We start from the raw sequence: 23,836 nt of genomic DNA, 5'->3' as shown, positions 1-23,836 counted from the left end.
GCGTCCGGCGTCGGTGTGGTCCCGGTGGTCCTCGGCAGGTGTGAGGGGGATCAGCGCCCGAGCACGTCAGTCCAGCAGCGCGACAGTGAACGTCTCGCGGTGGTCGGTCAGCCAGGCCTGCATGCGGTCCCAGCGTTCCCATCCGCCACGGTCGGCCAGCGCTTGGAGGTAGAGAGGATCACCGTCAGCCACGCGGCGGGCGACGAAGGCCCGGCAGATCTCCGTGGCCTGTTCGATCACGCCGGGCAATTCGGCGCGCTCTCCCGCCGAGAGGCCGTAGCCGTCGGAGAGGATCCGCAGCCGTGCAGGCGCATCCAATCCGGCGGGATACAGGGCAGCTGCGGATACCGGATCAAGCATGGGAACCCAGTAGCGGGCGGCCATGGCTACGTCCCAGAGAGGACGGCCCGGAGCCGCCAGGTCGAAATCAATCAAGGCGGCGGCACGACCGTCGCGGAAGACGACGTTCTCCGGGCACACGTCGTTGTGGCACAACATCGTTCCTCCCTCCGGGTCGGCGAGGTCCTGGGGCCACTCGACGTCCGTGTCGACCGCGATGGTCGCGCTGGCCTCATGCAGGCGGCGCAGCAGGATCCCCACCGATTCGAGAGCGGTTGTCGTCAGCACCCAGGGCGGGAACGGTGGCAGAGCCACGTCGCCAGGAATGAAGGTCAGCTGCTCACGACCGTCAGCAGTCAGACCCACGGGAGTCGGAGCCGCGTCGAAGCCGTGCTCTTTCAGCGCGAGGAGGTGGGCATGGAGGGCGTGTGCGTTGTGCGGTGCCGGGCGTTCCACCAACGCACCCCGGCGGAAGACCGCGCCCGCGTTCACCATGCCTCCGACCAGCGCCTCACAGTCCGCTTCGTCCTCGGTCGTCATGTCGATCACGCTACCGCCAGGCCGCCTCGTACAGCCTGGGCATACAAAACCCCCGATCCGGCGCCAGGCCGGTCGGGGGTCGTGGGCGTCATGTGAGTCAGACGCCGAGCGCCTGCTTCACCTGGGCAAGGCTCGGGTTCGTCATCACGACCTCAGCACCACCGTTGGAGGAAATTACCTGAACGGTCGGAACGGTCTGGTTGCCCCCGTTGGCCTTCTCGACGAAGGCCGCGGACGCCGGGTCCTGCTCGATGTTGATCTCGTTGTACGTGATGCCCTCGCGGTCCATCTGGCCCTTGAGCCGACGGCAGTATCCGCACCACGTGGTGCTGTACATCGTCACAGTGCCCGGCATGTTTTCCCGCTCCTCTGTCTCGTTCGTCTCGTCACGTTGCGTTGCCGCGTCTCGCGGAAAAGCTGGAAAGGTGCCCCCCGCAGGGAGTGGAACGTACGTGACCTGGCCGCCATTCCCGCAGCCGCCCCTGCATTGGTACGACGGATGCCGCTCCCCTGTGGACAACTTCCGCGTCCGCCTCTCCCGACCTGGCAGCATGGCGGGGTGACATCAGCAACGCATTCCTCTCTCTTCCCCCGGGTCCCCGAGTCGGCGGACGCCGTGCTCGACGGGCTGGACCCCGAGCAGCGCGAGGTCGCCCTGGCCCTGCACGGCCCGGTGTGTGTGCTGGCCGGAGCCGGTACGGGCAAGACGCGCGCGATCACGCACCGCATCGCGTACGGGGTGCGTGCCGGGATACTTCAGCCGACGAGTGTGCTGGCTGTCACGTTCACCAACCGGGCCGCGGGCGAGATGCGGGGCAGACTGCGCCAGCTCGGAGCGGCCGGGGTGCAGGCGCGGACGTTCCACTCCGCCGCCCTGCGCCAGCTCCAGTACTTCTGGCCGAAAGCAGTCGGTGGTGATCTGCCGCGGCTGGTGGAGCGCAAGGTCCAGCTGGTCGCCGAAGCCGCCGCCCGCTGCCGCATCCGGCTCGACCGCAACGAGCTGCGGGACGTCACCAGCGAGATCGAGTGGGCGAAGGTCACCCAGACCGTGCCCGCCGACTACCCGGCCGTGGTCGCCAAGACCCAGCGGGACGCCCCGCGCGATCCGGCCGAGATCTCCCAGATCTACGCGATGTACGAGCAGCTGAAGCGCGACCGCTCGGTGATCGACTTCGAGGATGTGCTGCTCCTCACCGTGGCGATCCTCCAGGACCGCCATGACATCGCCGACCATGTCCGCCGCCAGTACCAGCACTTCGTGGTCGACGAGTACCAGGACGTCAGCCCGCTCCAGCAGCGACTCCTCGACCTCTGGCTGGGTGACCGGGACAACCTGTGCGTCGTCGGGGACGCCGGCCAGACGATCTACTCGTTCACCGGGGCCACCCCCGACCACCTGCTGAATTTCCGCACCCGCCACCCGAACGCGACCGTGGTCAAACTGGTCCGGGACTACCGCTCCACGCCCCAGGTCGTCCATCTCGCCAACGGCGTGCTCGGCCAGGCCCGCGGCCGCGCCGCCGAGCACCGGCTCGAACTGGTCTCGCAGCGCGAGCAGGGACCGGAGCCGGCCTACACGGAGTACGCGGACGAGCCCGCCGAGGCCGAGGGCACCGCCCGCCGGATCCGCGACCTGATCGCTGCGGGCGTCCCGGCCGGCGAGATCGCCGTGCTCTACCGGGTCAACTCCCAGTCCGAGGTCTACGAGCAGGCCCTGTCCGACGCTGGCGTGCCGTACCAGCTGAGGGGAGCGGAGCGCTTCTTCGAGCGCGCGGAGGTACGGGAGGCGGGCGTCGCCCTGCGCGGCGCCGCCCGCGCCGGGGGTAACGACTCGTTGCTCGACGACGCGGAGGGGCTGCCCTCGCAGGTGCGGGCGGTCCTCTCCACCAAGGGTTGGACCACGGAGCCGCCCGCCGGCTCCGGGGCGGTGCGCGACCGCTGGGAGTCCCTGGCCGCGCTGGTCCGGCTGGCCGAGGACTTCGAACAGGCCAAGCCGGGGGCGACGCTCTCCGACCTGGTTGCGGAGCTGGACGAGCGGGCGGCCGCCCAGCACGCCCCCACGGTCCAGGGAGTCACGCTGGCGTCACTGCACTCGGCGAAGGGCCTGGAATGGGACGCCGTGTTCCTGGTCGGGCTGACCGAGGGCATGATGCCGATCACCTACGCCAAGACCGACGAGCAGATCGAGGAGGAGCGCCGACTGCTGTACGTCGGCGTCACCCGGGCGCGCTTCCATCTCTCGTTGTCCTGGTCGCTGTCCCGGTCGCCGGGCAGCCGCGGCGGACGGCGCCCGAGCCGCTTCCTCAACGGGCTGCGCCCCGGCTCGGCGGCGCTCGGCGGCGGCCGTGGCGCGGCCGGCACCGGAGGAAGCGGCGGGGGAGGCGTCGAGCGGCCGGCGGCGGCCAAGCGCAGGCGCCGTGGCCCCGCCCTGTGCCGGGTCTGCGGCAAGACCCTCACCGACGCGGGTGAGATGAAACTGATGCGCTGTGAGGACTGTCCCTCCGACATGGACGAGGGGCTGTACGAGCGGCTGCGCGACTGGCGTGCGGAACAGGCCAAGGAGATCGGCCAGCCGGCCTACTGCGTGTTCACCGACAAGACGCTGATGGCGATCGCGGAGGCGGTCCCGGCCGGCGACGGTGAACTGGCCAGAATCTCCGGGGTCGGTGTCCGGAAGCTGGACCGGTTCGGCGCCGCCGTGCTGGCCATATGTGCAGGCCAGGACCCAGACGAGGGGCTCGGAGGAGATGACGAGGAGGTGTGAGAAAAACTCGTCGAAAAAATAGTTTGCGCCTGCCCCAGTCATCACCATAGGTTCTTAACCACGGGAACAGCGACTTCTCTGAAGCCCTCACCCCGTGCTGTACTTATCCGAATACGCAGGACCGGCGAGACCGGTCCCCCCGAGACGCCGAGAGGAGGCGATTGTCGTGATCAGCATCATCGAGACCAACAAAATGACCGATCTGTCGGTCGTCTCCGCCTGCTCGCTCGGCCTCGCCTGCTCTTCGGAATCTTCGCTGCGTGGCACCGGTCTGTCCGGCATTTCCGCCGTCAGCCCGCTGTCCCTGGCGAGCCTCCCCGTGCGGGAGCGCAATGAGCGACCGACCCAGGCACCGACGGCAGCAGTAGCGAAGGGACAGGCCAAGGCGGCCTATGCCTTTGCGGCAGTCGGTGCCGGAGCCGAGCAGCAGACGACGCACCACCACAAGATGTGGGCCTTCCGTGGGCCTGAACCCTGGAGTGATCCAGCCTGATGGACCATCAGGCCGGCGCCTTCAGGGCCGCGGAACCCCACTCGGGATCCGCGGCCCTTTTGTTTTGTCCAAACGGACGACACAGCGAGAAGGCGCCTCGGGACAAGCAGCACCCGGTACCAGCAGCCACCCGGCCGACCGGCCGGAACGACCAGACGAGGACACCACCACCGTGCAACTCGAAGCGCACGCCCCGTCCGTACCGCCTTCCGAAACGATCCCCCCGCCCGGCCTCACGGAGGACTCCACCTTGATCCCCCTCACTGCGCTCACCGCGCTCGACGACGCCATCGAGAACCTCGGCGTGCCCGTCCCCTGCCGTTCCTACGACCCGGAGGTCTTCTTCGCCGAGTCGCCGGCCGATGTCGAGTACGCCAAGTCCCTCTGCCGCACCTGCCCGCTCGTCGAGGCCTGCCTCGCCGGCGCCAAGGAGCGCCGCGAGCCGTGGGGTGTCTGGGGTGGCGAGCTCTTCATCCAGGGCGTCGTCGTCGCTCGCAAGCGGCCGCGTGGCCGTCCGCGCAAGAACCCGGTCGCGGCGTGATCGCCGGCCTGGGGGTCACGGCCCCCAAACCCATGAAGCGCATCGGAACCATCGACCGTCCCCGAACCCACGATCCCCGAAATCAGGCACCAATGTCCGTCCCCACGAATGAGCCCGTCGGCTCCGCGACACCGAACGTCACAAGCATCGGCGCGAACGACTCGCGTCAGAACAGGACCCGCGAAATGCAACTCATCCCAGAAGCTCTGGCTCGTGCGCATATGCACGACCGCCTGAGGGAAGCCGATGCGGAGCGCCAGGCCGTACGCCTGGTCTCCGCCCGGCGGATGCAGCGCCGGGCGGAGCGCGCTTCGATGCGCGCCCGCCGCGCGCTGGCCATGGCGGTCATGCACTAGTCAGGCCGAAGAACCGCTCCACCCGCTGCCGGGCAGCCGCTCTGCCCGGCAGCGATCAGTACCTCTTGTCAGTACCCCTTCCGCGGGGCCGGTCCGGACGGACCGGCCCCGCGGTCGTGCTGTGTGGTGACGTGCCGCGCGGCGGGGACGGAGTTATCGTCACGAGGTGAACGAGGAGACTCATCACCCCGCACAACCGGGCGGCCATGTCGTGGTGTGCGCCCGGTGCGACACCGCCGCCGACAGCGAGTACGCGCCGCCGACCTGGGTCTGCTCCGTGGAGAACGGCAGACGCCAGTACTTCTGTGACAACTGTGCCCGCAGCCATATCAGGGCGATCGAAGGCCGCCTCGACTCGCCCTGGTGGTGACAGGCCTGCCCCCGGCCCGGTCCCGGGGGCCTATGCCTCGGCTGCCGCGTCGCCCACCCGCTGATCCTGCTCAGGCAGGTCCGCGATCGGCAGGTTCTCGACGGGCAGGTCCTCGATCGGCAGGAACCCTGGGACCCAGGACTCCAGTTCGTCCCGCAGCCGCACCGTCGCACCCAGCTGACACAGCACCCCGATCGTGCTCAGCGTCACCCGGTGTATGAGCAGATAGGCGGGCGGCAGGTTCAGCTGCTTGCCCAGCTGATGGGCGGGGGAGCGGAGATCCGCTATCCGAGCGGCCTGATTGCGCATCCAGCTCCGGGTGAAGGTGAACTCCTCCACCTGCGCCGGCTCGATGATCGGCAGCAGATAGTCGAGTACCGCATTCGGGTCGAGGTCGATCGACTCCTTGACGAAGCCTTCCTCGCGCAGCAGCTCGTACACCGCTTCCGCGTCACCCGCCAGCGTGAGCCGCAACGAGTCCCCGATGGGCTGCGGCAGACCGCCCGGCAGTCGGTCCACCGTGCCGAAGTCCAGCACCCCGAGCCGCCACTGCCCGGCCTCGCCGTCCTCCGTCTCCGCAGGCAGCAGCCGGAAGTTGCCCGGATGCGGGTCCGCGTGCAGCAGACCCGTGCGCGCCGGACCCGAGAACAGGAAGCGGGCCAGCAGCTGGCCCGCCCGGTCCCGCTGCTCCTGCGTGCCGTCCGTGATCACCTCGGAGAGCGGCACACCGTCGATCCACTCCGTCACCAGCACCTGGTCCGACTGGTGCACCACATCGGGGATCACCACATCGGGATCGTCCGCGAACTCCTCCGCGTGCTCCTGCTGGGACCGCGCCTCCAGTTCGTAGTCCAGCTCCTCCGACACGCGGTCGCGCAGCTCCGCGATGAGCGGTTTGATGTCCATCCCGGGGATCAGCGGGCCGAGCAGCCGGGCGAACCGGCTGAGTTGGGTGAGATCCGAGAGGAGGGCTTCCCCGGCGCCCGGATACTGCACCTTCACCGCGACCTCGCGACCGTCGTGCCAGACCGCCCGGTGCACCTGCCCGATCGAGGCGGCGGCCGACGGCTTGTCCTCGAATTCGAGGAACAGCTCCCGCCAGTCCTCACCGAGCCGCTCCTCCAGCACCGTGTGGACGGTGCGGGTCGGCATGGGGGGCGCGGCTTCCTGCAGTTTGGTGAGCGCCGCCCGGTACGGCCCGGCAACCTCCTCGGGCAGCGCCGACTCGAAGACGGACAGGGCCTGACCGAGTTTCATGGCACCCCCCTTCAGCTCCCCCAATGTCTTGAACAGCTGGTCCGCCGTCCGCTGCTGGAGCTCGCGGGCCACTATCTCCGCGGACCTGCCGCCGATCCGTTTGCCCAGACCCCACGTGGCCCGGCCGGCGAAGCCGAGTGGCAGCGCGGCCAACCTGGCGGTGCGGGTGACCGCTTTCCGGGGTAGATCAGACATACGCCCCTCCAAATCCCAGACTGCCGTGCCGCGTGCGGCGGTTACCCGGCCATTGTGTCCTGCGTCGTGCCGAGCCCAGAGGTGCGCTCCCCCACAGTGTGCCCACCCGCTCCGCAGGAACAGTCGAGATGCGCTCCGACCTGCTCCGACCGCCAGTCCAACAGCGGCAGAGCAGCCTCCCACCTGGCCCCTGTGCTGGCGGGCAGTTCGCCGTCCAGAAAGGACAGCGCATGGGCCGCGGCGAGACCGGCCACCGCTGTCGCGAGCCCCAGGTCGCACGCCTGTACCGCGTTGCGTCGCCCGGACCGCCACTGCGTCAGCATCCTCGGCCACTGCGGATCCCGGTCGGTGCGGGTCAGCGCCAGGCATCCCGCGCAGGCCGTACCGCCGGGCAGGACCAAGGGGCCGACCACACCGGTGGCCTCGATCACCCCGGCATAGAGATGAGGAATGCCCGACGCGATCCACGGTTCGGCGGCGCGGGGATCGGGGGCGTACACCGCGAGACCGTCCCGAGGGGCGGCCACGACCAACGACAGCCCGGGACCACCACTCGCAGATGGGCCACCCGCTGACGTGTCACTCGCCGCGGCGTCTGCCGTCCCCGTCGCCCGATGAGTGGAGCCGACGGCCGAGCGACGGACCAACTGCCGGGCTGCGGTGTCCCTGCGCTCTCCGACCGCCGCTGCGGGAAGCCCGCCCGGCGCGATGTCGGAGGGCTCGGTGACTCCGCCGTCCAGAACCTCGACCCGGCCCACTCCGGACCCGGACAGCACCGCGGCGATTGCCGCACCGACCCGGCCGGCGCCTCTCACCTGGACCCGCATCGCACGGCGGGCCGCCAGTCTGCGCATCCCGCCGCCCGGTTCGGGGTGGATGACCGAGAGTGACGCGAGGTCGGGACGCTGCCGCTCCAGGACGTCGGCCCGGTTCCGTAACGCTGCGGCTTCGGGGCCGCCGGCCCGCACATCGTCGATCAGCCCCGCGTTCCCCAAGCGCCTCACCAGTGTGTCCACTTGATGGTCCGACAGATCCAGCGCCCGTGCCTCTTCGCGTAGCAGCGGGAGGCCGCGCGTTCCGTCGAGCAGTTCCAGGAAACTTCCGGTGGCGATATCCACCGGGCCGAGCTTCACCGCGTGAGCGGGTGTCACTCCGAATTGCACGGTGTTCCTGCCGCGCCAGGCGCGGCGCAGTGCGGGCTTCAACATCGGATGCATGGTTTCCCCGGTCTCTGTCCGTCGCGCCGGCCGGCGTCGGTGCGGTCCGTGCGCGATCTCTGTGCGATCTCTGTGTGGTCGCTCTGCGGTCTCTGTGCGCGAGGCGTGGCCGGAGCTTCGCGAGATCCGTTGCCAGAATGCGGGCAGGCGTCGAAACGTGCAGAAAGTTATCCACAGGCAGGGGTATTAGTCGTTCAAATGGTGCATGCCGTGGAGTGGATCAAGCGCCAACCGCCCCGGGGGCGGGACTTCCCCCACTGACAGCGGGTAACGTCGTGGCGTGCCCGCCGACCCGTCACCCGGCTTCGCCGGCGAGACCTCCGCGCGCAGCGCCGGACATCATCAGCGCAGCGCGGCCAGCCATCCGCCCCGCGTCTCGGCGACGAGCGCGGTGGAGGTCCGCAGGAGCAGCCGCCGCAGCAGAACGGTCTCCGCGTACCGGGAGGGCGACCGCACCATCGTGCTGATCCCCGCCCGGATGTCGGAGGCGGAGGAGCAGCGCTGGGTGAGCGTGATGCTCGACAAACTCGCCGCCCAGGAGAGCAAGCGCATCCTCGGTGACAGCGAACTCGCCGCGCGGGCCGAGCGGTTGTCAGACCTGTATTTCGACGGCCGGGCCAGACCCGCGTCGGTGCGGTGGGTGACCAATCAGAACACCCGATGGGGGTCCTGCACGCCGGCGGAGGGCAGCATCCGTCTGTCGCACCGGTTGCAGGGCATGCCGGAGTACGTCGTCGACTACGTGCTCGTCCACGAGCTCGCCCATCTCCTGGTCCCCGGTCATGGGCCGCGGTTCTGGCGGCTGCTGGAGGCGTATCCGCGAACCGAGCGGGCCCGTGGCTACCTCGAAGGAGTGGTGGCGGCCGACCGGTTGCCGCATCTGCCGGCCGCCCGAAGCGAGTGACGTTCGGTGATTCTGTACCGGGTGTGTACCGACTTAGCTCAATGTCGGAGTTTGCGGTTAGCCTGGCGCGACGCATTCACATTCGGGATGGGGGACGGTCGTTACGCATGGCAAGGGAATTCCAACGCGGCCACAAGGCCAAGATCAGCGATCTCACGCCGGGGACGGACCTGTACGTAGGTGTGCAGATCTCCGGCCCGGGACTGACCTTTGACATCAGCTGCTTCGGCCTCGATGCCAATGAGCAGCTCTCCGACGACCGGTATTTCATCTTCTTCAACCAGCCGAAATCGCCGGAGGAGTCCATTCAGCTCCTTGGTGCCCAGGCCGGTGACACCGAGTCGTTCCGCGTCACGCTGGACCGCATTCCGGCGAACATCCACAAGCTGTCGTTCACCGCGACCATCGACGGTGCGGGGCAGATGTCGCAGGTCGGTCCGGGGTACATCCGGATCGTCGCGGGTGGCGAGGAAGTCGTCAGGTACGCCTTCACCGGCTCCGAGTTCACCACCGAGCGTGCGGTGATGCTGGGCGACTTCTATCTGAAGGACGTCTGGCGGTTCGCGGCCGTCGGCCAGGGATTCGACGGTGGCCTCGACGCGCTGCTGAAGAACTTCGGCGGTGAGGTCGCCGAGGAGGCGCCCGCCGCGCCGCAGCAGGCAGCCGCCCCGTCGTTCGCCCCGCCGCCGCAGGCGACCGCCCCGGCCCCGTCCTTCGGCGCTCCGGCTGCCCCGCAGGCCCCCCAAGTCCCCCAGCCCGCCCCTTCCTTCGGGGCCCCGGCCGCGCAGGCCCCGGCCCCCACCCCGCAGCAGCAGATGCATGCCGCGCCGACGATCGCGGCGCCGATGGCGCCGATGGGTGGCACCGTGCCGCCGCCCGCACCGGCCCCGGCTCCGTACGGGCAGCCGGGCCAGCCGCCCCAGCAGCCGCAGTTCGGACAGGTCCCGGGCCAGCCCGTGCCCGCCGCCCCCTACGGGCAGCAGGCTCCGGCTCCGTACGGGCAGCAGCCCCCCGGCGTGCCCCAGGGCGTACCGCAAGGGGTGCCGCAGGCCGGTGCCGGCCTGCAGGCCGCGCTCCAGCCGTACAAGGAGACGGCCACCGGCCAGCGTTGGACCCCGCAGAACCAGCAGCTCATGCGGGTCGACCTCACCATGGGTGGTACGCCGGTGCTCGCCCGCCAGGGCTCCATGGTGATGTACCAGGGCAAGGTCGACTTCAGCTACAAGGGCGCCGGTTTCGCCGGCCGCATCGTCGGCAACGCCACCGGCCAGGAGATGCAGCTGATGCGCTGTACCGGCCGGGGGCAGGTCTTCCTCGCCGAGGACGGCTCCCATCTGCACGCCATCGAGCTCCAGGGCGACGGCATCTGCGTCTCGGCGGAGAGCGTTCTCGCCTTCGACGAGTCGCTGCAGCACGAGGTCCGCAGGATCGAGGGCCACGGCATCCCCGGTGGCGCGCTGTTCACCATGCAGTTCCAGGGCACCGGGACGATCATCGTCAAGACCCACGGCGTACCCGTCGTCCTGCCGGTCACGCCGACCACGTTCGCCGACTGCAACGCCATCGTGGCCTGGTCGTCGGCGTCCCAGGTGATCATCTCCAGCCAGGTCCGACTGCGCCGCAACGCGTACCCCGGGCACAGCGGAGAGACCGTGAACCTCCAGTTCCGGGGAGCCCCCGGCAACTTCATCGTCGTCCAGCCCTACGAGGTCTGAGGGAGCCCGTCATGAACCAGCAACTCGCGGGCTTCGCCCCGACCCCCGTCACGGCCCGGATGGAGAACCACGGCCGCACGATGCTCAAGGTCGCCATGGCCACCGGCCAGGACCTCTTCGCGCGGACCGGCTCGATGGTGTCGTACGAGGGCTTCATCCAGTACGAACCCAATCCGCCCGCCGTCCGTCAGATCGCCTCCCAGTGGATCACCGGCGAGGGCGCACCCCTGATGAAGTGCGCCGGTGACGGGCTGCTCTACCTCGCCGACTACGGCGCCGATGTGGTCGTCATCAATCTCAACAACGACTCGCTCTCGGTCAACGGCACCAACGTCCTGGCTTTCGACGGCCACCTCACCTGGGGCGTCGAGCGGGTCAAGGGGCTGGCCAAGTTCGCCGGCCAGGGACTGTGGAACGTCTGCATCGCGGGCACCGGCTGGGTCGCCATCACCTCGCGCGGCACGCCGATCGTCGTGGACTGCGGACGCGGCGACGACGAGACCTACGTCGACCCGGACGCCCTCGTGGCGTGGTCCCCGAACCTCAAGGTGAAGGGCAAGCGCAGCTTCAAGGCCTCTTCGCTCATCGGGCGTGGAAGCGGCGAGGCGTACCAGATGGCGTTCTCCGGCCAGGGCATCGTCGTCGTCCAGCCGAGCGAGGACAGTACGGACCGCCTGCGGATCCGGAACTGAGGGGGAGGGAGAACACACCATGCAGAGTCCGCTTTTCAGCTACACGGAACAGCAGTCCCAGGAGCGGTACACCGTGCAGAACCCGCAGCTCCTGCGGGTCTCGCTGACCGGTCGCGACGACGTTCTCGCCCGAAAGGGCGCCATGGTCGCCTACCAGGGGCTGATGGAGTTCGACGGCGAGTACCAGTCGCACGGGCAGCGCCGCGCCCGCGCGACCACCGGTGAGGGCCTCGACCTGATGCGCTGCTCCGGTCAGGGCACCGTCTACCTCGCCAACCTGGCGCAGTACGTCCATGTCGTGGACGTGGACCATGACGGCATGACGGTGGACAGCGCCTACGTCCTGGCGCTCGACTCGTCGCTGCACACCGAGGTCATCGCCGTGGACAGCCAGTACGGCATCTCGGGAACCGGCAAGTACCAGCTCAACATCTCCGGCACCGGCAAGGTCGCTCTGATGACCTCCGGCCAGCCGCTGATGATGCAGGTCACGCCCGACAAGTACGTCAACGTCGACGCCGATGCGATCGTCGCCTGGTCCAGCTCGCTGCGGGTGCAGATGCAGGCCCAGACGCACTCCTCCGGGGTCTGGCGGCGGCGCGGCAACACCGGCGAGGGCTGGGAGCTGAGCTTCCTCGGACAAGGCTTCGCCCTGGTCCAGCCCAGCGAGGTACTGCCCCCGCAGAGCGCTCAGATCGGCCAGGGGCTGCGCGCCCAGTACGGCATGGGCCAGCAGGGAGCGCACGCCCAGAACCAGAACAACGCCTGGAACTGAGCCGCACCGCATGGACACGGGTAAGGGGCGACCTCCTGGGGGGCCGCCCCTTACCCGTTGCGGTCCGTCACCGCTGCCGGCCGTCCTCCAGCGCCGCGCGTGCGCGCGCGACCAGGCGTACGACCGACGCGTCGGCCACCTCGGCCACCTTGTCGTACGGGAACCAGTGCAGATCCAGCGACTCGTCGCTGATCTGCGCCGTGGCGCCCGACGGCGCCAGTGCCGTGTACTGCACATCCAGATGCCAGTGGCAGGGCGCCGGGATCGCATGCCGGTCCAGCGCCACCGGGCCGCCCGACAGCAGCGTCAGACCGCTGATGCCGGATTCCTCGGTGGCTTCACGGAGCGCCGCGGCAGCCAGCGTGTCGTCCTCGGGCTCGCAGTGCCCGCCCATCTGCAGCCACATCTGCAGCTTCCGGTGCAGCGTCAGCAGAACCCGGCCGCGCTCCGGATCGACGACCAGCGCGCTGGCTGTCAGATGCCCGGCCCCGCAGGCCTTCCACATGCCGTCCGGGTGCCGTGACAGATGGTCCAGGTAGACCTGGCGCAGCTGCTCCTGGTCAGGGTCGGCCGATGACTCGTACCTCTTCAGTACGAGGACCGCGTCGTCGTACAGGCTCACTGGTCGGTGTCGTCCTTGCCGTCGCTGCCGCTCTTGCCGCCCTTGCCGTCCGCGTCGCCCCGGTCACCGGCGTCGCCCTCGTCGTCCGCGGGTGTCTGGGTACCCTTCGCGGCGTCGCCGAGCATCTTGTCCAGCTCGGAGAAGTCCGCATGCTCGTGGTGCACGAACCCGTCCGGGTCGTCCAGGTCACCGGCGGTCGGCAGCATGTCCGGGTGCGCCCAGAGCGCGTCGCGACCGTCGAGACCGCGCGCGTCCGTGAGCGACGCCCACAGCCGCGAGGCGTCCCGCAGCCGCCGCGGCCGCAGCTGGAGGCCGATCAGCGTGGCGAAGGTCTGTTCGGCCGGACCACCGGAGGCGCGCCGCCTGCGCATCGTCTCGCGCAGCGCGTCGGCCGACGTCAGCCGGGCCTTCGCGGCCTCGTGCACCACCGCGTCGACCCAGCCCTCGACCAGCGCGAGCGCCGTCTCCAGCCGGGCCAGCGCGGCCTTCTGCTCCGGCGTGTCCTCCGGCTGGAACATGCCCTGCTGAAGGGCGTCCTGCAGTTGCTCGGGCTGCGACGGGTCGAACTGGCCGACCACGTCCTCCAGCTTGCTGGTGTCGACCTTGATGCCGCGCGCGTACCCCTCGACCGCGCCGAACAGGTGCGAGCGCAGCCACGGCACATGGGCGAAGAGCCGCTGGTGGGCGGCCTCACGCAGGGCGAGATACAGCCGAACCTCGTCCTGCGGCACGCTCAGGTCCTTGCCGAATCTCTCGACGTTCAGCGGGAGCAGCGCGGCCTTTCCGGCCGGGCCCAGCGGCAGTCCGATATCGGTCGAGCCGACGACCTCGCCCGCCAGCACGCCAACGGCCTGCCCGATCTGCTGGCCGAACATCGCGCCGCCCATCGACCGCATCATGCCGATCAGCGGGCCGGCCATCGCCTGCATCTCCTCGGGCAGCACATCGCCCATGGCGAGGCCGACGCGCTCAGCCACCGGGTCGACCAGCTTCTGCCAGGCGGGGAGGGACGCCTCGACCCACTCCGCACGGCTCCACGCCACGGTCGAGACGGAACCGGACGGCAGCGACGTCACCCCGTCCAGCCAGAGATCGGCCAGCCGCAGCGCCTCGTCGACCGCGGCCCGCTCCGAAGGACCGACGCTCGCGTCCTTCGTGCCGTCCGGGGTGCCCTGGGCGACCGTCTGGCGGGCGATCTGCTTGGCCATGTCCCAGTTCACGGGACCGCCCTCGTAGCTCAGCATCTGGCCGAGCTGTTGGAAGGCGGCTCCCAGGTCGTTCGGGTTCATCGTGCCGAACATCGCCGCGAACGGGTTGTCCCCGCCCGCGCCCGGCCCGAAGCCGAACGGGTTCGCAGGCCCGCCCGAACCCTGCCCACCTCCGGCGGGTTCCTTCTTCTTGCCCTCGTCGCCGTCTTCCGGCTCCTCCGGCGGAAGGCCGAATCCGAATGGGGTGTCACTCACGGGTTTCCTCGGCTCGTAGGGCCGCCGGCTCGAACCGACGGCGACTGCCCGACATCACCATCCAGCGTAGACACCAAGCCCGCTCGGGGCCTCAGTGCTCCGCCGACTCCCGGCCTGCGGCAGGATGGACGCCACCTGGTACGTACGCGTCATTCGGGTACGTACTGAAGACAACCGCTGGAGACGCCCGGTGAGTTCCCCAGATCCTCAGGTTCGCGCAGCGCGAAACCTGGCCGACCTTTCGCCCGAGAGCAAACCCTCGAAGAGCCGCTCCAAGAGCCGCGGCCCCGTCGTCGCGGTCACCGGTGCCGCGACCGGCGTCGGCGAGCTGCTCACCGCGCGCCTCGCGGCTTCCGAGGAGATCAAGCAGGTCATCGCCATCGACGAGCGCCGCGGCGAGGTCTCCGAGGCGATCTGGCACATCCTCGACGTACGGGACCCCGCCATCGCCGAGAAGTTGCGGGGCGCAGACGTCGTCGTCCACCTGGCACTCGATCTCGACCTGGAGACCGATCCCGCCGCCCGTACCGCGTACAACGTACGCGGCACCCAGACCGTGCTGACGGCCGCTGCGGCCGTCGGGGTCCACCGGGTCGTGCTCTGCACCTCGGCGATGGTCTACGGGGCGCTTCCCGACAACGACATCCCACTCGCCGAGGACGCCGAACTGCGTGCCACGGCGGAGGCCACCGGCGTCGGTGACCTCCTGGAGATCGAACGGCTCGGGCGTCGCGCACCCCGAGCCCATCCCGGCCTCAACGTGACCGTGGTCCGTCCCACTGTCCTGGTCGGCGGCACGGACACGGCGCTGACCCGCTACTTCGAGTCGCCGCGCCTCCTGGTCGTCGCCGGATCGCGCCCCACCTGGCAGTTCTGCCACGTCGAGGACCTGGTCACGGCCCTGGAGTACGCGGCGCTGGAGAAGATCGACGGAGAGTTCGCGGTCGGCTGCGACGGCTGGCTGGAACAGCAGGAGGTCGAGGAGCTCAGTGGCGTCCGCAGGATGGAACTGCCCTCCGCGGTCGCCCTCGGCGCCGCCGCCCGGCTGCACCGGATCGGCCTCACCCCGTCCCCGGCGGGAGACCTCGCGTACACGATGCACCCCTGGGTGGTCAGCGTGAGCCGTCTGCACGACGTCGGCTGGCGGCCCGGGTGGACCAACGAGGAAGTGCTCGCCGCCCTCCTCGAAGAGGTCGAGGGCCGCCACACCGTCGCGGGGCGCAGGCTCGGCCGCAAGGACGCAACCGCCGCCGGCGCCGCCGGTGCGACCGTGGCGCTGCTCGGCACCGCCGCCCTGGTCCGCCGCGCGCGCAAGGCCCGCCGCCGCATCTGAGACGTGTCCGGCCGCGGTGTGCCAGGCAGGACCGGGCCGGGGCGCCCCGGGGCTGTAGAAGGCTCCAAGGCGGCCGGCGGCCCGCCGGTGGAAAGCGCTATTCCGCGATGTCGGTGCCGTGCGGCACCATGGGCGCCATGGCACCCACCCATGACCATCCCGGTGAGCAGGCGGCGCAGGACCCGATCCGGCTGCTGGAGATCCGGGACACCCCTCTGTCCGTCGACGAGATCTTCCGCGCCGCCGGGGACGACGCCGCGGGCGGCACGGCGCTCTTCGTCGGCACGGTGCGCAATCACGACGGCGGCCAGGACGTCGGCGCGCTCGGCTACTCCTGCCATCCGTCGGCGCAGGACGAGATGCGCCGGGTGGCCGAGAAGGTCGTCGCCGAGTTCCCGGTCCGGGCACTGGCCGCTGTCCATCGTGTGGGTGAACTGGAGGTCGGAGACCTGGCCGTGGTCGTCGCCGTCTCCTGCCCGCACCGTGCGGAGGCATTCGCGGCGTGTCGCAAGCTCATCGACGACCTCAAGCACGAGGTTCCGATCTGGAAGCACCAGCGGTTCTCCGACGGCACGGAGGAGTGGGTAGGCGCCTGCTGAGCGCAAACCGGACCGGCGACATCCGCCCCGATTTGCGTAACCGCACCCCTGCCCTGAGCGTTGGATCTGCAGAAGACTAATCTGCTCATCGGTCAGTTGCGGTCGCTCATGGCGTGGGGAGGTAGTGATGGCAGCACTCGCCTGGTTGCTGATTCCGCTTTTCGCTGCTTTCGGTGCTGCGATATGGGGAAGCTGGGCCACCCGTAATCGCACGACCGGTGATGTCACCGAACTCGCCGGATATGCCCGGTTCCGTGAAGCGATGGAGAGATCCGACTCCGGTTCCGACGCTGCCTGACGCAGCACCGAACGTACGCAGTCGCCAATCCGCATCCCGGCACCGACTGCCCCGCCACTCGGCACAGCACGAAGCCCGGCCCTCCGCCCCGTACGGACCGGCCCCGGCGGTGCACTGACAGACCCTTCCCGTACTGTCGTTCCATGCCACGCCGCACCGCGACGATGCTCGCCTCCACGCTGATCCTCATCGCGCTGCTCTGCGCAGGCGTGCTGATCCCAGTGCCGTATTCGGAGATGTCTCCCGGGCCGACGGTGAATACGCTCGGCAAGGTCGGCGGCGATCCGGTCCTGCAGATCTCCGGGCATCGGACGTACAAGACGTCCGGCAACCTCAACATGACGACGGTCAGGGTCACCGGCGCCGACTACAACATGAACCTCGTCGAGGCCGTCTACGGCTGGCTGGCCCACGACAGCGTGGTCGTTCCGCACGACACGCTGTACCCGGGCGGCAAGACCGAGGAGCAGTCGACGCAGGAGAACGCCGAGGAGTTCAGCCAGTCCCAGGAGAGCGCCAAGGTCGCCGCCCTGACCGAACTGGGCATCCCGGTGACGTCGCGCGTCGTGGTCTCCACGGTGATCAAGGACAGCCCCGCACAGGGCAAGCTGCACGCCGGTGATGTGATCAAGGCGGTGGACGGCACGGCGGTCAAGCACCCCGAGGACGTCGCGAAGCTCGTCACCAAGCACAAGCCGGGGGAGAACGTCACCTTCACGGTGATCCCGGCCAAGACGGCGGCAGCGGCCGAGAAGGCCGGCAAGCAGCCCGAGGGCACCGAGAAGATCACCATCACGACGAAGAATGCGCCCAAGGAGAACCGGGCGATCGTCGGAATCCAGGCCGGGACGGACCACACGTTCCCGTTCGACATCGACATCAAGCTCGCCGATGTCGGGGGCCCGAGCGCGGGTCTGATGTTCTCCCTCGGCATCGTCGACAAGCTCACGCCCGGTCAGCTGACCGGCGGCAAGTTCATCGCGGGCACCGGCACCATCGACGACCAGGGCAAGGTCGGCCCGATCGGCGGCATCAACATGAAGCTGGTCGGCGCGCGCGACGCGGGCGCCAGGTACTTCCTGACGCCGGGCGACAACTGCAAGGCCGCCGCCTCCGACACCCCCAGCGGGCTCACCCTGGTCAAGGTGAAGACGATCGACGACGCGAAGCAGTCGCTGGAGAAGATCCGCACGGGCGACACGGCCGGCCTGCCGAGCTGCTCGGCAGGCTGACCGCGCCGCCCCTCGCGGCGGAGCGGGCGGTTCCGCCCGCTCCGGTCAGGACTCGAACGTGGCGGCCAGCGCCTCGGCCAGCCCCGGCACCAGGCCGGCGCCGGTCAGTACCTCGGTCGGGGAGTCCTTCTCCCGGAGCCGTACGGCCGACTCCCGCGCACCGTTGCGCAGGACGGCCACGGTCATCCGTACCTCCTGCCGGTCGGGGTGCTTGGCGACCCACTTGGCCAGCTGGGCGTCGCTGAGCCCCTCCGGTACGGAGGACTCGGCGGACGGCGGCAGCATCAGGCGCTCCACCGTCATGGCGCAGCCTGCGACCGCGTCGGGCCAGGCGATCGTGGCGAGGAACTCGTCCAGCGCCTTTCCGGGGGGAAGCTCCTCCTGCTCGATGGGGGTGAGTGCGGCGGTCGTCGAATCGGGGCTGTCGAGACCGAGCTGGGCGGCGAGGCCGGGCTCCTGGACCCGCAGCTTGGCGGTGTCGACGAGCGCGAAGAGCCGGGCCGGCTGGTCCCAGCCGAGGCCGGAGGCGTACTCGTCGATTTCGAGCACGGCGACAGTGAGGGGACTCGCGGCCATCGGGGGGCCTGAGGGGGAAACGTTGGACATGCTCAACATCCTCCCTCCTTCTGCCCCGGGAACGGGAACTAGGTAAAGCCTCAGTAAGTTGCATAGGTGGGCTCTACGATCGCTGGGCCTGCTTCACACGACCGCGAACTTCGAGGGGCGCACGTTGGCTTTCCAGATGCCGGACCGCGGCGGGGGCCCGACCGGGCCACGGATCAGAGTCGGCCGCCCGTCCCGGCGCGCCCGTACCCTGCTCATGACACTGGGCGTCCTGGCGATTCTCGCCATGGTGTTCGTCATGTTCTCCGGGTTCTGGACGGACTGGCTCTGGTACCGGTCGGTCGCGTATTCGTCCGTCTTCACCACCACCCTGTGGACCAAGATCGGGCTGTTCCTCGTCTTCGGACTGCTGATGGCGATCGCCGTCGGCCTGAACATCTGGCTCGCGCACCGGCTCCGGCCGCCGCTGAGCGCGATGTCGCTGGAGCAGCAGAGCCTGGACCGCTACCGGATGAGTCTCGCCCCGTACAAGAAGTGGGTGCTGCTCGCGATCACCGCGCTCGTCGGGCTGATCGCCGGAGCCTCCGCCTCCGGGCAGTGGCGTACGTGGCTGATGTACGTGAACGGCGTGTCGTTCGGGCAGAAGGACCCCCAGTTCCACCTGGACGTGTCCTTCTACGCCTTCGACCTGCCGTGGTACCGCTTCCTGCTGGGCTTCGGCTTCGCGGCCACGGTGCTCTCGCTGATCGCCGCCGCCCTGACCCACTACCTGTACGGCGGGCTCCGCATCACCAGCCCCGGCGCGCGGGCGACCGGCGCGGCCACCGGTCACCTGTCGGTACTGCTCGGCGTCTTCGTCTCGCTGAAGGCCGTGGCGTACTGGCTCGACCGGTACGGCCTCGCCGTGAAGTCCAGTGACTTCAAGGCGACGGACAACTGGACGGGCCTGCGGTACGTCGATGCCAACGCGTACCTGCCGGCGAAGACGATCCTGTTCTGCATCGCCGCGATCTGCGCCGTGCTGTTCTTCGCGACGCTGTGGCGCCGCACCTGGCAGCTCCCGATGATCGGTTTCGGTCTGATGGTGCTCTCGGCGATCCTGATCGGCGGGCTGTACCCGGCGATCGTGCAGAAGTTCCAGGTCCAGCCGAACGAGCAGGCCAAGGAAGCCCCGTTCATCCGTAAGAACATCGAGGCGACGCGTGACGCGTACGACATCGATGACGCACAGGTGGACGACTACACGGGCAAGAGCACCACGACCGACGACGCGAAGCTCCGGGCAAGCGCGGACGAAGCGGCGAGCTACCGGGTGATGGACCCCAACGTCGTCTCCCCGGCCTTCCAGCAGCTCCAGCAGAAGAGGAACTACTACCAGTTCCCCAGGACGCTGGACGTCGACCGCTACAAGGACCCCGCCGGCAAGGACCAGGACACGGTCATCGGTCTGCGCGAACTCAATCTGGACGGCATCCCCAAGCGCAACTGGATCAACGACCACTTCACGTACACCCACGGCTACGGCGCCATCGCCGCCCGGGGCACCACGACGGGCACGAACCCGAAGGGCTCCCCGGACTTCACCGAGTCCGGTCTGCCGACAACCGGCCAGCTCGGCACGTACGAGCAGCAGATCTACTACGGCGAGAAGACCGAGCAGTACTCCATCGTCGGTGGGCCCCAGAAGGAGCTCGACTACGAGGAGGACGGCGAGAGGACCACCAGCTACAAGGGCAACAGCGGGGTCAGTCTCGGCAGCGCCTTCAACCGCGCCGCGTACGCGGTGTCGTTCAGCGAGCCGCAGATCCTCTACTCGGGGGCCATCGGCAACGGCTCGCGGATTCTGTACAACCGCACGCCCAAGGAGCGCGTCGAGGCGGTCGCCCCGTGGCTGACCATCGACGGCGACGCCTATCCGGCCGTGGTGAACCACCGCATCCAGTGGGTCGTCGACGCGTACACCACCTCCAACGGGTACCCGTACGCCTCGCGTACGACGCTCGGTGACACCACGGCCGACTCGCTCACCACCAACCAGCGTGCGGTCGTCGCCCAGCAGAACCAGGTCAACTACATCCGCAACTCGGTGAAGGCCACCGTCGACGCGTACGACGGCAAGGTCAAGCTGTACGAGTGGGACACCGAGGACCCGGTCCTCAAGACCTGGCGCAAGGCGTTCCCGGGGACGGTGGAGCCGCGGGCCGACATCCCCAAGGACCTGATGGACCACCTGCGGTACCCGCAGGACCTGTTCAAGGTGCAGCGCGAGCTGCTCACCCGCTACCACGTCACCAACCCCGCACAGTTCTACAGCGGCAGTGACGCGTGGCAGGTCCCGGACGACCCGACCAACAAGGAGTCCGGCGCCGTCCCGCCGTACTACCTGAGCATAAAGATGCCGGACCAGACGGCCCAGAAGTTCTCGCTGACCACCACCTTCACTCCGAAGGGGCGGCCCGACCTCGGGGCGTTCATGGCAGTGGACGCGGATGCGGCCAGCAAGGACTACGGCACGATAAGGCTGTTGAGAGTCACCACGACGGTGAAGGGACCCGGCCAGGTGCAGAGCGAGCTCAACGGCAACGACGATGTCGCCGAGTTCGTGAGGAACCTCAAGGGCACCGACTCCGACATCGAGTACGGCAACCTGCTGACCGTGCCGCTCGACGGCGGCTTCCTGTACGTCGAGCCGGTGTACACGCGCGGTGGCACGCAGAACTATCCGCTGCTGCGCAAGGTCGCTGCCTCGTACGGTTCGAAGACCGTCTTCGAGAACAGCCTCGGGGAGGCGCTCAACGCGGTCTTCGGAGTGGAGGACACCGGCACCAGCCAGCCGCCGGCGGAGACCACCCGGCCACCGGGCACGAAGCCACCGGCCACCGGTGACGCCGCGCTGAAGCAGGCGATCGCGGATGCGCAGAAGGCTTATACCGAAGGCCAGGCAGCCCTGAAGAAGCAGGACTGGACCGCCTACGGCAAGGCCCAGGCGGATCTGGAGGACGCGCTGCGGCGTGCGGCTGCGGCCCAGCCCAAGACGGAGAAGGGCAGCTGAGCGGCGGCGGGTAGAAACGGGTAAAGCGCCACCTTCGCGTCGTGGTACGGTTTGAACACAACGACGCGGGGTGGAGCAGCTCGGTAGCTCGCTGGGCTCATAACCCAGAGGTCGCAGGTTCAAATCCTGTCCCCGCTACTGAAAGACGAAGGCCCGGATCCTTTTCGAGGATCCGGGCCTTCGTCGTGTCGCGGAGACTTTCTCGCACGAAGGGCCTGAAGTGCGGTTCGCGGGGCGCGTGTTGGCTCCGAACGTGTTTGACTTATCTCTCTGTGGGCATGTCGACAAAACGCTGAAGTGACCTCACTGGCCGCGATATACCAGGTGTACGCGGGTTGCAGGTGGTGGGACGATGGTATTTATGGGGGACAGGGCAACTCTGTTGGAGACAGGGCGGTTTGTGCAGCGGCGCGTCCATGAGATGGAAAACATGGCAGATGCGGCTTTCGCCGCCCATGCCACGGACGACGCCGAGGCTGTCCAGGCTTACGAGAACGGTGGGACCGCCGGGGACACGGAACCGTCACACAGCGCCGAGAGCACTCAGGGCATCGAGAACACCGAGAGCACGGAGACCGCCGAGAGCGAGGCGCGGCACCGTCGCGCCGCCGACGCCGGAGACACCGCGTCGATGAGCGTCCTCGGTGCGCTGCTGCTGCGCCGGGGCGACCTCAACGGCGCCGAGCCCTATCTGCGTGCGGCCACCGCCGACGGCGACCGGGCCGCCGCCAACAACCTGGGTGTCCTCCTCCACCAGCGCGGCTACGCCGACGAGGCGGCCGGCTGGTGGCGTATCGCCGCCGTCGCCGGTTCCGCCGCCGCGGCCCACGCGCTGGGCCGCCACTACCGCGAGCGTGGCGACGAGCCGGGCGCCGAGTACTGGCTGCGCCAGTCCGCCGAGCAGGGCCATGCGCTGGGCGCGTACGCCCTCGCCGACCTGCTGGAGCACCGCAGCGACGTCGGCGCCGAGCGCTGGCTGCGCGCTGCCGCCGAGCAGGGGCACCGAGAGGCCGCGTACCGCCTGGCACGCACCCTGGAGAGCAAGGCCGCCGACGACCCGCACGACGCGTTCGGCCGCCCGGGGGCGGACGCCGGGCTGGGGACGGTCCTGCCGGCGCGCAGTGGCGCCGCCGACGGCACCGGAACCGGGACCGGTGCGCGCAAGGGGGGCCGTGCGGACGGGCACAAGGACGACGGACCGGTGGCGGGACCCGCCACCGGGCGCATCGGTGAGGCCGAGCAGTGGTACCGGCAGGCCGCAGCGCGCGGTCACCGCCGTGCCGCCCTGCACCTCGGCGCCATTCTGGAACAGCGCGGCGAGCTCAAGGAGGCCGGCCGCTGGTACCTCACCTCCGCCAAGAGCGGCGAGGCCCGGGCGGCCTGCGCGCTCGGCTTCCTGCTGCGCGATGCGGGCGACGAGGAGAGCGCGGCCGTGTGGTGGCTCCGCGCCGCCCAGGAGGGCGACGGCAACGCGGCCAACGCTCTGGGCGCCCTGCACGCCGCCCGCGGCGAGCAGCAGACCGCCGAGCGCTGGTACCGCGCCGCCATGGACGCGGGCGACGTCAACGGCGCGTACAACCTGGGGCTGCTCTGCGCGGCCCAGGACCGTACACCGCAGGCCGAGCAGTGGTACCGCCGTGCCGCCTACGCCGGTCACCGCGAGGCGGCCAACGCCCTCGCCGTGCTGTTGCTCCAGGCGGGCGACGCGACCGGTGCGCAGCCCTGGTTCTCCAAGGCCGCCGAGGCGGGCAGCGTCGACGCCGCCTTCAACCTCGGCATTCTGCACGCCGGGCGTGACGAGGACCGGGCAGCTCTGACCTGGTACGAGAGGGCCGCGGCCGCCGGGCACACCGAGGCCGCGCTGCAGGTCGGCATGGCCCTGCTGCACCACGGCGAGGAGCAGGAGGCCGAACGCCATCTGCGCTGCGCCGCGGGCGGCGGCAGCGCCGAGGCGGCCTTCCGGCTGGCCGGGGTGCTGGACTCGCGCCAGCCGCCGCCGGGCCCGCCCGGGCTCGGTGAGCCGATGCCGGAGAAGACCGAGTGCGAGGCCTGGTACGAGCGGGCCGCCGAGCAGGGGCACCGCCGCGCCCAGGTGCGCGTCGGCATGCTCGCCGCCTCCCGCGGTGACCTGGAGAGCGCCGCGCGCTGGTACCGCGAGGCCGCCGAGTCGGGCAGCCGCAACGGTGCCTTCAATCTGGGGCTGCTCCTCGCCCGCGAGGGCAGCGAGCGCGAGGCCGCTCTGTGGTGGAGCCGCGCCGCGAACGACGGCCACGGCAGGGCCGCGCTGCGGATGGCCCTGCTCGCCGCCCGCCGCGGCGAGCTCACCGAGGGGCAGCGCTGGTGCGCCCGTGCGGTCGAGCTGGGCCCGGCGGAGGTCGCGGAGCGGGCCGCCAGACTCCGTGAGGCCCTGCACCAGGAGCTGACCGCATAGCGGGTATGCGGGGGTGCGTCGCGGGCGTCACAGGGGGTGCGGGGCCCCGCGTCACCGCGCTTCCCACAGTCGGCAGGAACGGAT

The 23,836-nt window shown here is 69.7% G+C and carries 22 protein-coding genes and 1 tRNA gene; 16 read left to right on the top strand and 7 right to left on the bottom strand.

Translation table 11 applies throughout. The annotated features are described in order from the left end of the window. Nucleotides 1-66: 66 nt before the first annotated feature. Nucleotides 67-879: a phosphotransferase gene (locus OHB49_RS15815; protein WP_329160982.1), complete on the bottom strand. Its 813-nt coding sequence runs from the start codon at nt 877-879 to the stop codon at nt 67-69. A 97-nt stretch (nt 880-976) separates the two neighbouring features. Next, nucleotides 977-1,234: a glutaredoxin domain-containing protein gene (locus tag OHB49_RS15810; protein WP_030969690.1), complete on the bottom strand. Its 258-nt coding sequence runs from the start codon at nt 1,232-1,234 to the stop codon at nt 977-979. Nucleotides 1,235-1,438: 204 nt separating this feature from the next. On the opposite strand from OHB49_RS15810, the gene OHB49_RS15805 reads away from it, so the two are divergent. From OHB49_RS15805 to OHB49_RS15785, 5 genes are all read left to right on the top strand, one after another. Continuing rightward, nucleotides 1,439-3,643: an ATP-dependent DNA helicase UvrD2 gene (locus OHB49_RS15805; RefSeq protein WP_443079527.1), complete on the top strand. Its 2,205-nt coding sequence runs from the start codon at nt 1,439-1,441 to the stop codon at nt 3,641-3,643. A 166-nt stretch (nt 3,644-3,809) separates the two neighbouring features. After that, nucleotides 3,810-4,136 carry a hypothetical protein gene (locus OHB49_RS15800; protein ID WP_267002109.1) on the top strand — a complete coding sequence of 109 codons (327 nt, stop codon included), beginning with the start codon at nt 3,810-3,812 and terminating at the stop codon, nt 4,134-4,136. A 172-nt stretch (nt 4,137-4,308) separates the two neighbouring features. Further along, complete coding sequence (locus OHB49_RS15795; RefSeq protein WP_030915514.1) at nt 4,309-4,677, top strand: WhiB family transcriptional regulator; 369 nt, start codon at nt 4,309-4,311, stop codon at nt 4,675-4,677. A gap of 32 nt (nt 4,678-4,709) precedes the next feature. Next, entirely contained in the window at nt 4,710-5,033 is a 324-nt protein-coding gene (locus OHB49_RS15790; RefSeq protein ID WP_030915517.1) for a hypothetical protein, read from the top strand. A gap of 166 nt (nt 5,034-5,199) precedes the next feature. Continuing rightward, entirely contained in the window at nt 5,200-5,403 is a 204-nt protein-coding gene (locus tag OHB49_RS15785) for a hypothetical protein (protein WP_030915520.1), read from the top strand. Nucleotides 5,404-5,433: 30 nt separating this feature from the next. On the opposite strand, the gene OHB49_RS15780 is transcribed toward OHB49_RS15785, so the two are convergent. After that, a complete protein-coding gene (locus OHB49_RS15780) occupies nt 5,434-6,855 on the bottom strand; it encodes an ABC1 kinase family protein (protein ID WP_329160978.1) in 1,422 nt (473 codons plus the stop codon). Between the two features lie 41 nt (nt 6,856-6,896). Next, a complete protein-coding gene (locus OHB49_RS15775; RefSeq protein WP_030969699.1) occupies nt 6,897-8,072 on the bottom strand; it encodes a ThiF family adenylyltransferase in 1,176 nt (391 codons plus the stop codon). 280 nt (nt 8,073-8,352) lie between these two features. Between OHB49_RS15775 and OHB49_RS15770 the strand changes: the two genes are divergently transcribed. The 4 genes from OHB49_RS15770 to OHB49_RS15755 all read left to right on the top strand — a co-directional run bounded on the left by OHB49_RS15770 (nt 8,353) and on the right by OHB49_RS15755 (nt 12,158). Next, nucleotides 8,353-8,976 carry a M48 metallopeptidase family protein gene (locus tag OHB49_RS15770; RefSeq protein ID WP_030969700.1) on the top strand — a complete coding sequence of 208 codons (624 nt, stop codon included), beginning with the start codon at nt 8,353-8,355 and terminating at the stop codon, nt 8,974-8,976. A gap of 107 nt (nt 8,977-9,083) precedes the next feature. Beyond that, the gene (locus tag OHB49_RS15765; protein WP_329160976.1) at nt 9,084-10,691 is read left to right on the top strand and encodes a TerD family protein; all 1,608 of its coding nucleotides are present in this window, start codon (nt 9,084-9,086) and stop codon (nt 10,689-10,691) included. Nucleotides 10,692-10,702: 11 nt separating this feature from the next. After that, nucleotides 10,703-11,383, top strand: a complete 681-nt coding sequence (locus OHB49_RS15760) for an AIM24 family protein (protein WP_030915534.1) — start codon at nt 10,703-10,705, stop codon at nt 11,381-11,383. 19 nt (nt 11,384-11,402) lie between these two features. Then, nucleotides 11,403-12,158, top strand: a complete 756-nt coding sequence (locus OHB49_RS15755; RefSeq protein ID WP_030969704.1) for an AIM24 family protein — start codon at nt 11,403-11,405, stop codon at nt 12,156-12,158. A gap of 67 nt (nt 12,159-12,225) precedes the next feature. Here the strand turns inward: OHB49_RS15755 and OHB49_RS15750 are convergent, their stop codons facing one another. Both OHB49_RS15750 and OHB49_RS15745 read right to left on the bottom strand, forming a co-directional pair. Continuing rightward, the gene (locus OHB49_RS15750; RefSeq protein WP_329160974.1) at nt 12,226-12,780 is read right to left on the bottom strand and encodes an NUDIX hydrolase; all 555 of its coding nucleotides are present in this window, start codon (nt 12,778-12,780) and stop codon (nt 12,226-12,228) included. Beyond that, the gene (locus OHB49_RS15745) at nt 12,777-14,243 is read right to left on the bottom strand and encodes a zinc-dependent metalloprotease (protein ID WP_329160972.1); all 1,467 of its coding nucleotides are present in this window, start codon (nt 14,241-14,243) and stop codon (nt 12,777-12,779) included. The genes OHB49_RS15750 and OHB49_RS15745 overlap by 4 nt, the downstream gene beginning before the upstream one ends. 190 nt (nt 14,244-14,433) lie before the next feature. On the opposite strand from OHB49_RS15745, the gene OHB49_RS15740 reads away from it, so the two are divergent. The 4 genes from OHB49_RS15740 (at nt 14,434) to OHB49_RS15725 (ending at nt 17,705) form a co-directional block, all read left to right on the top strand. Next, nucleotides 14,434-15,576 (top strand): SDR family oxidoreductase, encoded by a 1,143-nt coding sequence (locus tag OHB49_RS15740; protein ID WP_030969710.1) that lies wholly within the window; start codon nt 14,434-14,436, stop codon nt 15,574-15,576. Between the two features lie 137 nt (nt 15,577-15,713). Continuing rightward, on the top strand, nt 15,714-16,175 hold the full coding sequence (locus tag OHB49_RS15735) for a molybdenum cofactor biosynthesis protein MoaE (RefSeq protein ID WP_030969712.1): 462 nt from the start codon (nt 15,714-15,716) through the stop codon (nt 16,173-16,175). A 127-nt stretch (nt 16,176-16,302) separates the two neighbouring features. Further along, entirely contained in the window at nt 16,303-16,473 is a 171-nt protein-coding gene (locus tag OHB49_RS15730) for a hypothetical protein (protein WP_329160969.1), read from the top strand. A gap of 143 nt (nt 16,474-16,616) precedes the next feature. Beyond that, nucleotides 16,617-17,705: a YlbL family protein gene (locus OHB49_RS15725; protein ID WP_329160967.1), complete on the top strand. Its 1,089-nt coding sequence runs from the start codon at nt 16,617-16,619 to the stop codon at nt 17,703-17,705. A 45-nt stretch (nt 17,706-17,750) separates the two neighbouring features. Here the strand turns inward: OHB49_RS15725 and OHB49_RS15720 are convergent, their stop codons facing one another. Continuing rightward, nucleotides 17,751-18,320 carry a PPA1309 family protein gene (locus OHB49_RS15720; RefSeq protein ID WP_329160965.1) on the bottom strand — a complete coding sequence of 190 codons (570 nt, stop codon included), beginning with the start codon at nt 18,318-18,320 and terminating at the stop codon, nt 17,751-17,753. Between the two features lie 127 nt (nt 18,321-18,447). Between OHB49_RS15720 and OHB49_RS15715 the strand changes: the two genes are divergently transcribed. The 3 genes from OHB49_RS15715 (at nt 18,448) to OHB49_RS15705 (ending at nt 23,752) form a co-directional block, all read left to right on the top strand. Continuing rightward, nucleotides 18,448-21,321, top strand: coding sequence for a UPF0182 family membrane protein (locus OHB49_RS15715; RefSeq protein ID WP_329166495.1), 2,874 nt, complete (start codon nt 18,448-18,450; stop codon nt 21,319-21,321). Nucleotides 21,322-21,385: 64 nt separating this feature from the next. After that, nucleotides 21,386-21,459: transfer RNA gene (locus OHB49_RS15710), tRNA-Met, on the top strand. A gap of 214 nt (nt 21,460-21,673) precedes the next feature. Further along, a complete protein-coding gene (locus tag OHB49_RS15705; RefSeq protein WP_329160963.1) occupies nt 21,674-23,752 on the top strand; it encodes a tetratricopeptide repeat protein in 2,079 nt (692 codons plus the stop codon). The last annotated feature ends 84 nt before the right edge of the window (nt 23,753-23,836 follow it).

This window comes from Streptomyces sp. NBC_01717 (assembly GCF_036248255.1).
Lineage (GTDB): Bacteria > Actinomycetota > Actinomycetes > Streptomycetales > Streptomycetaceae > Streptomyces.
The sequence above is the reverse complement of the archived record's forward strand: the minus strand, read 5'-3'. Positions and strand labels throughout refer to the sequence as shown.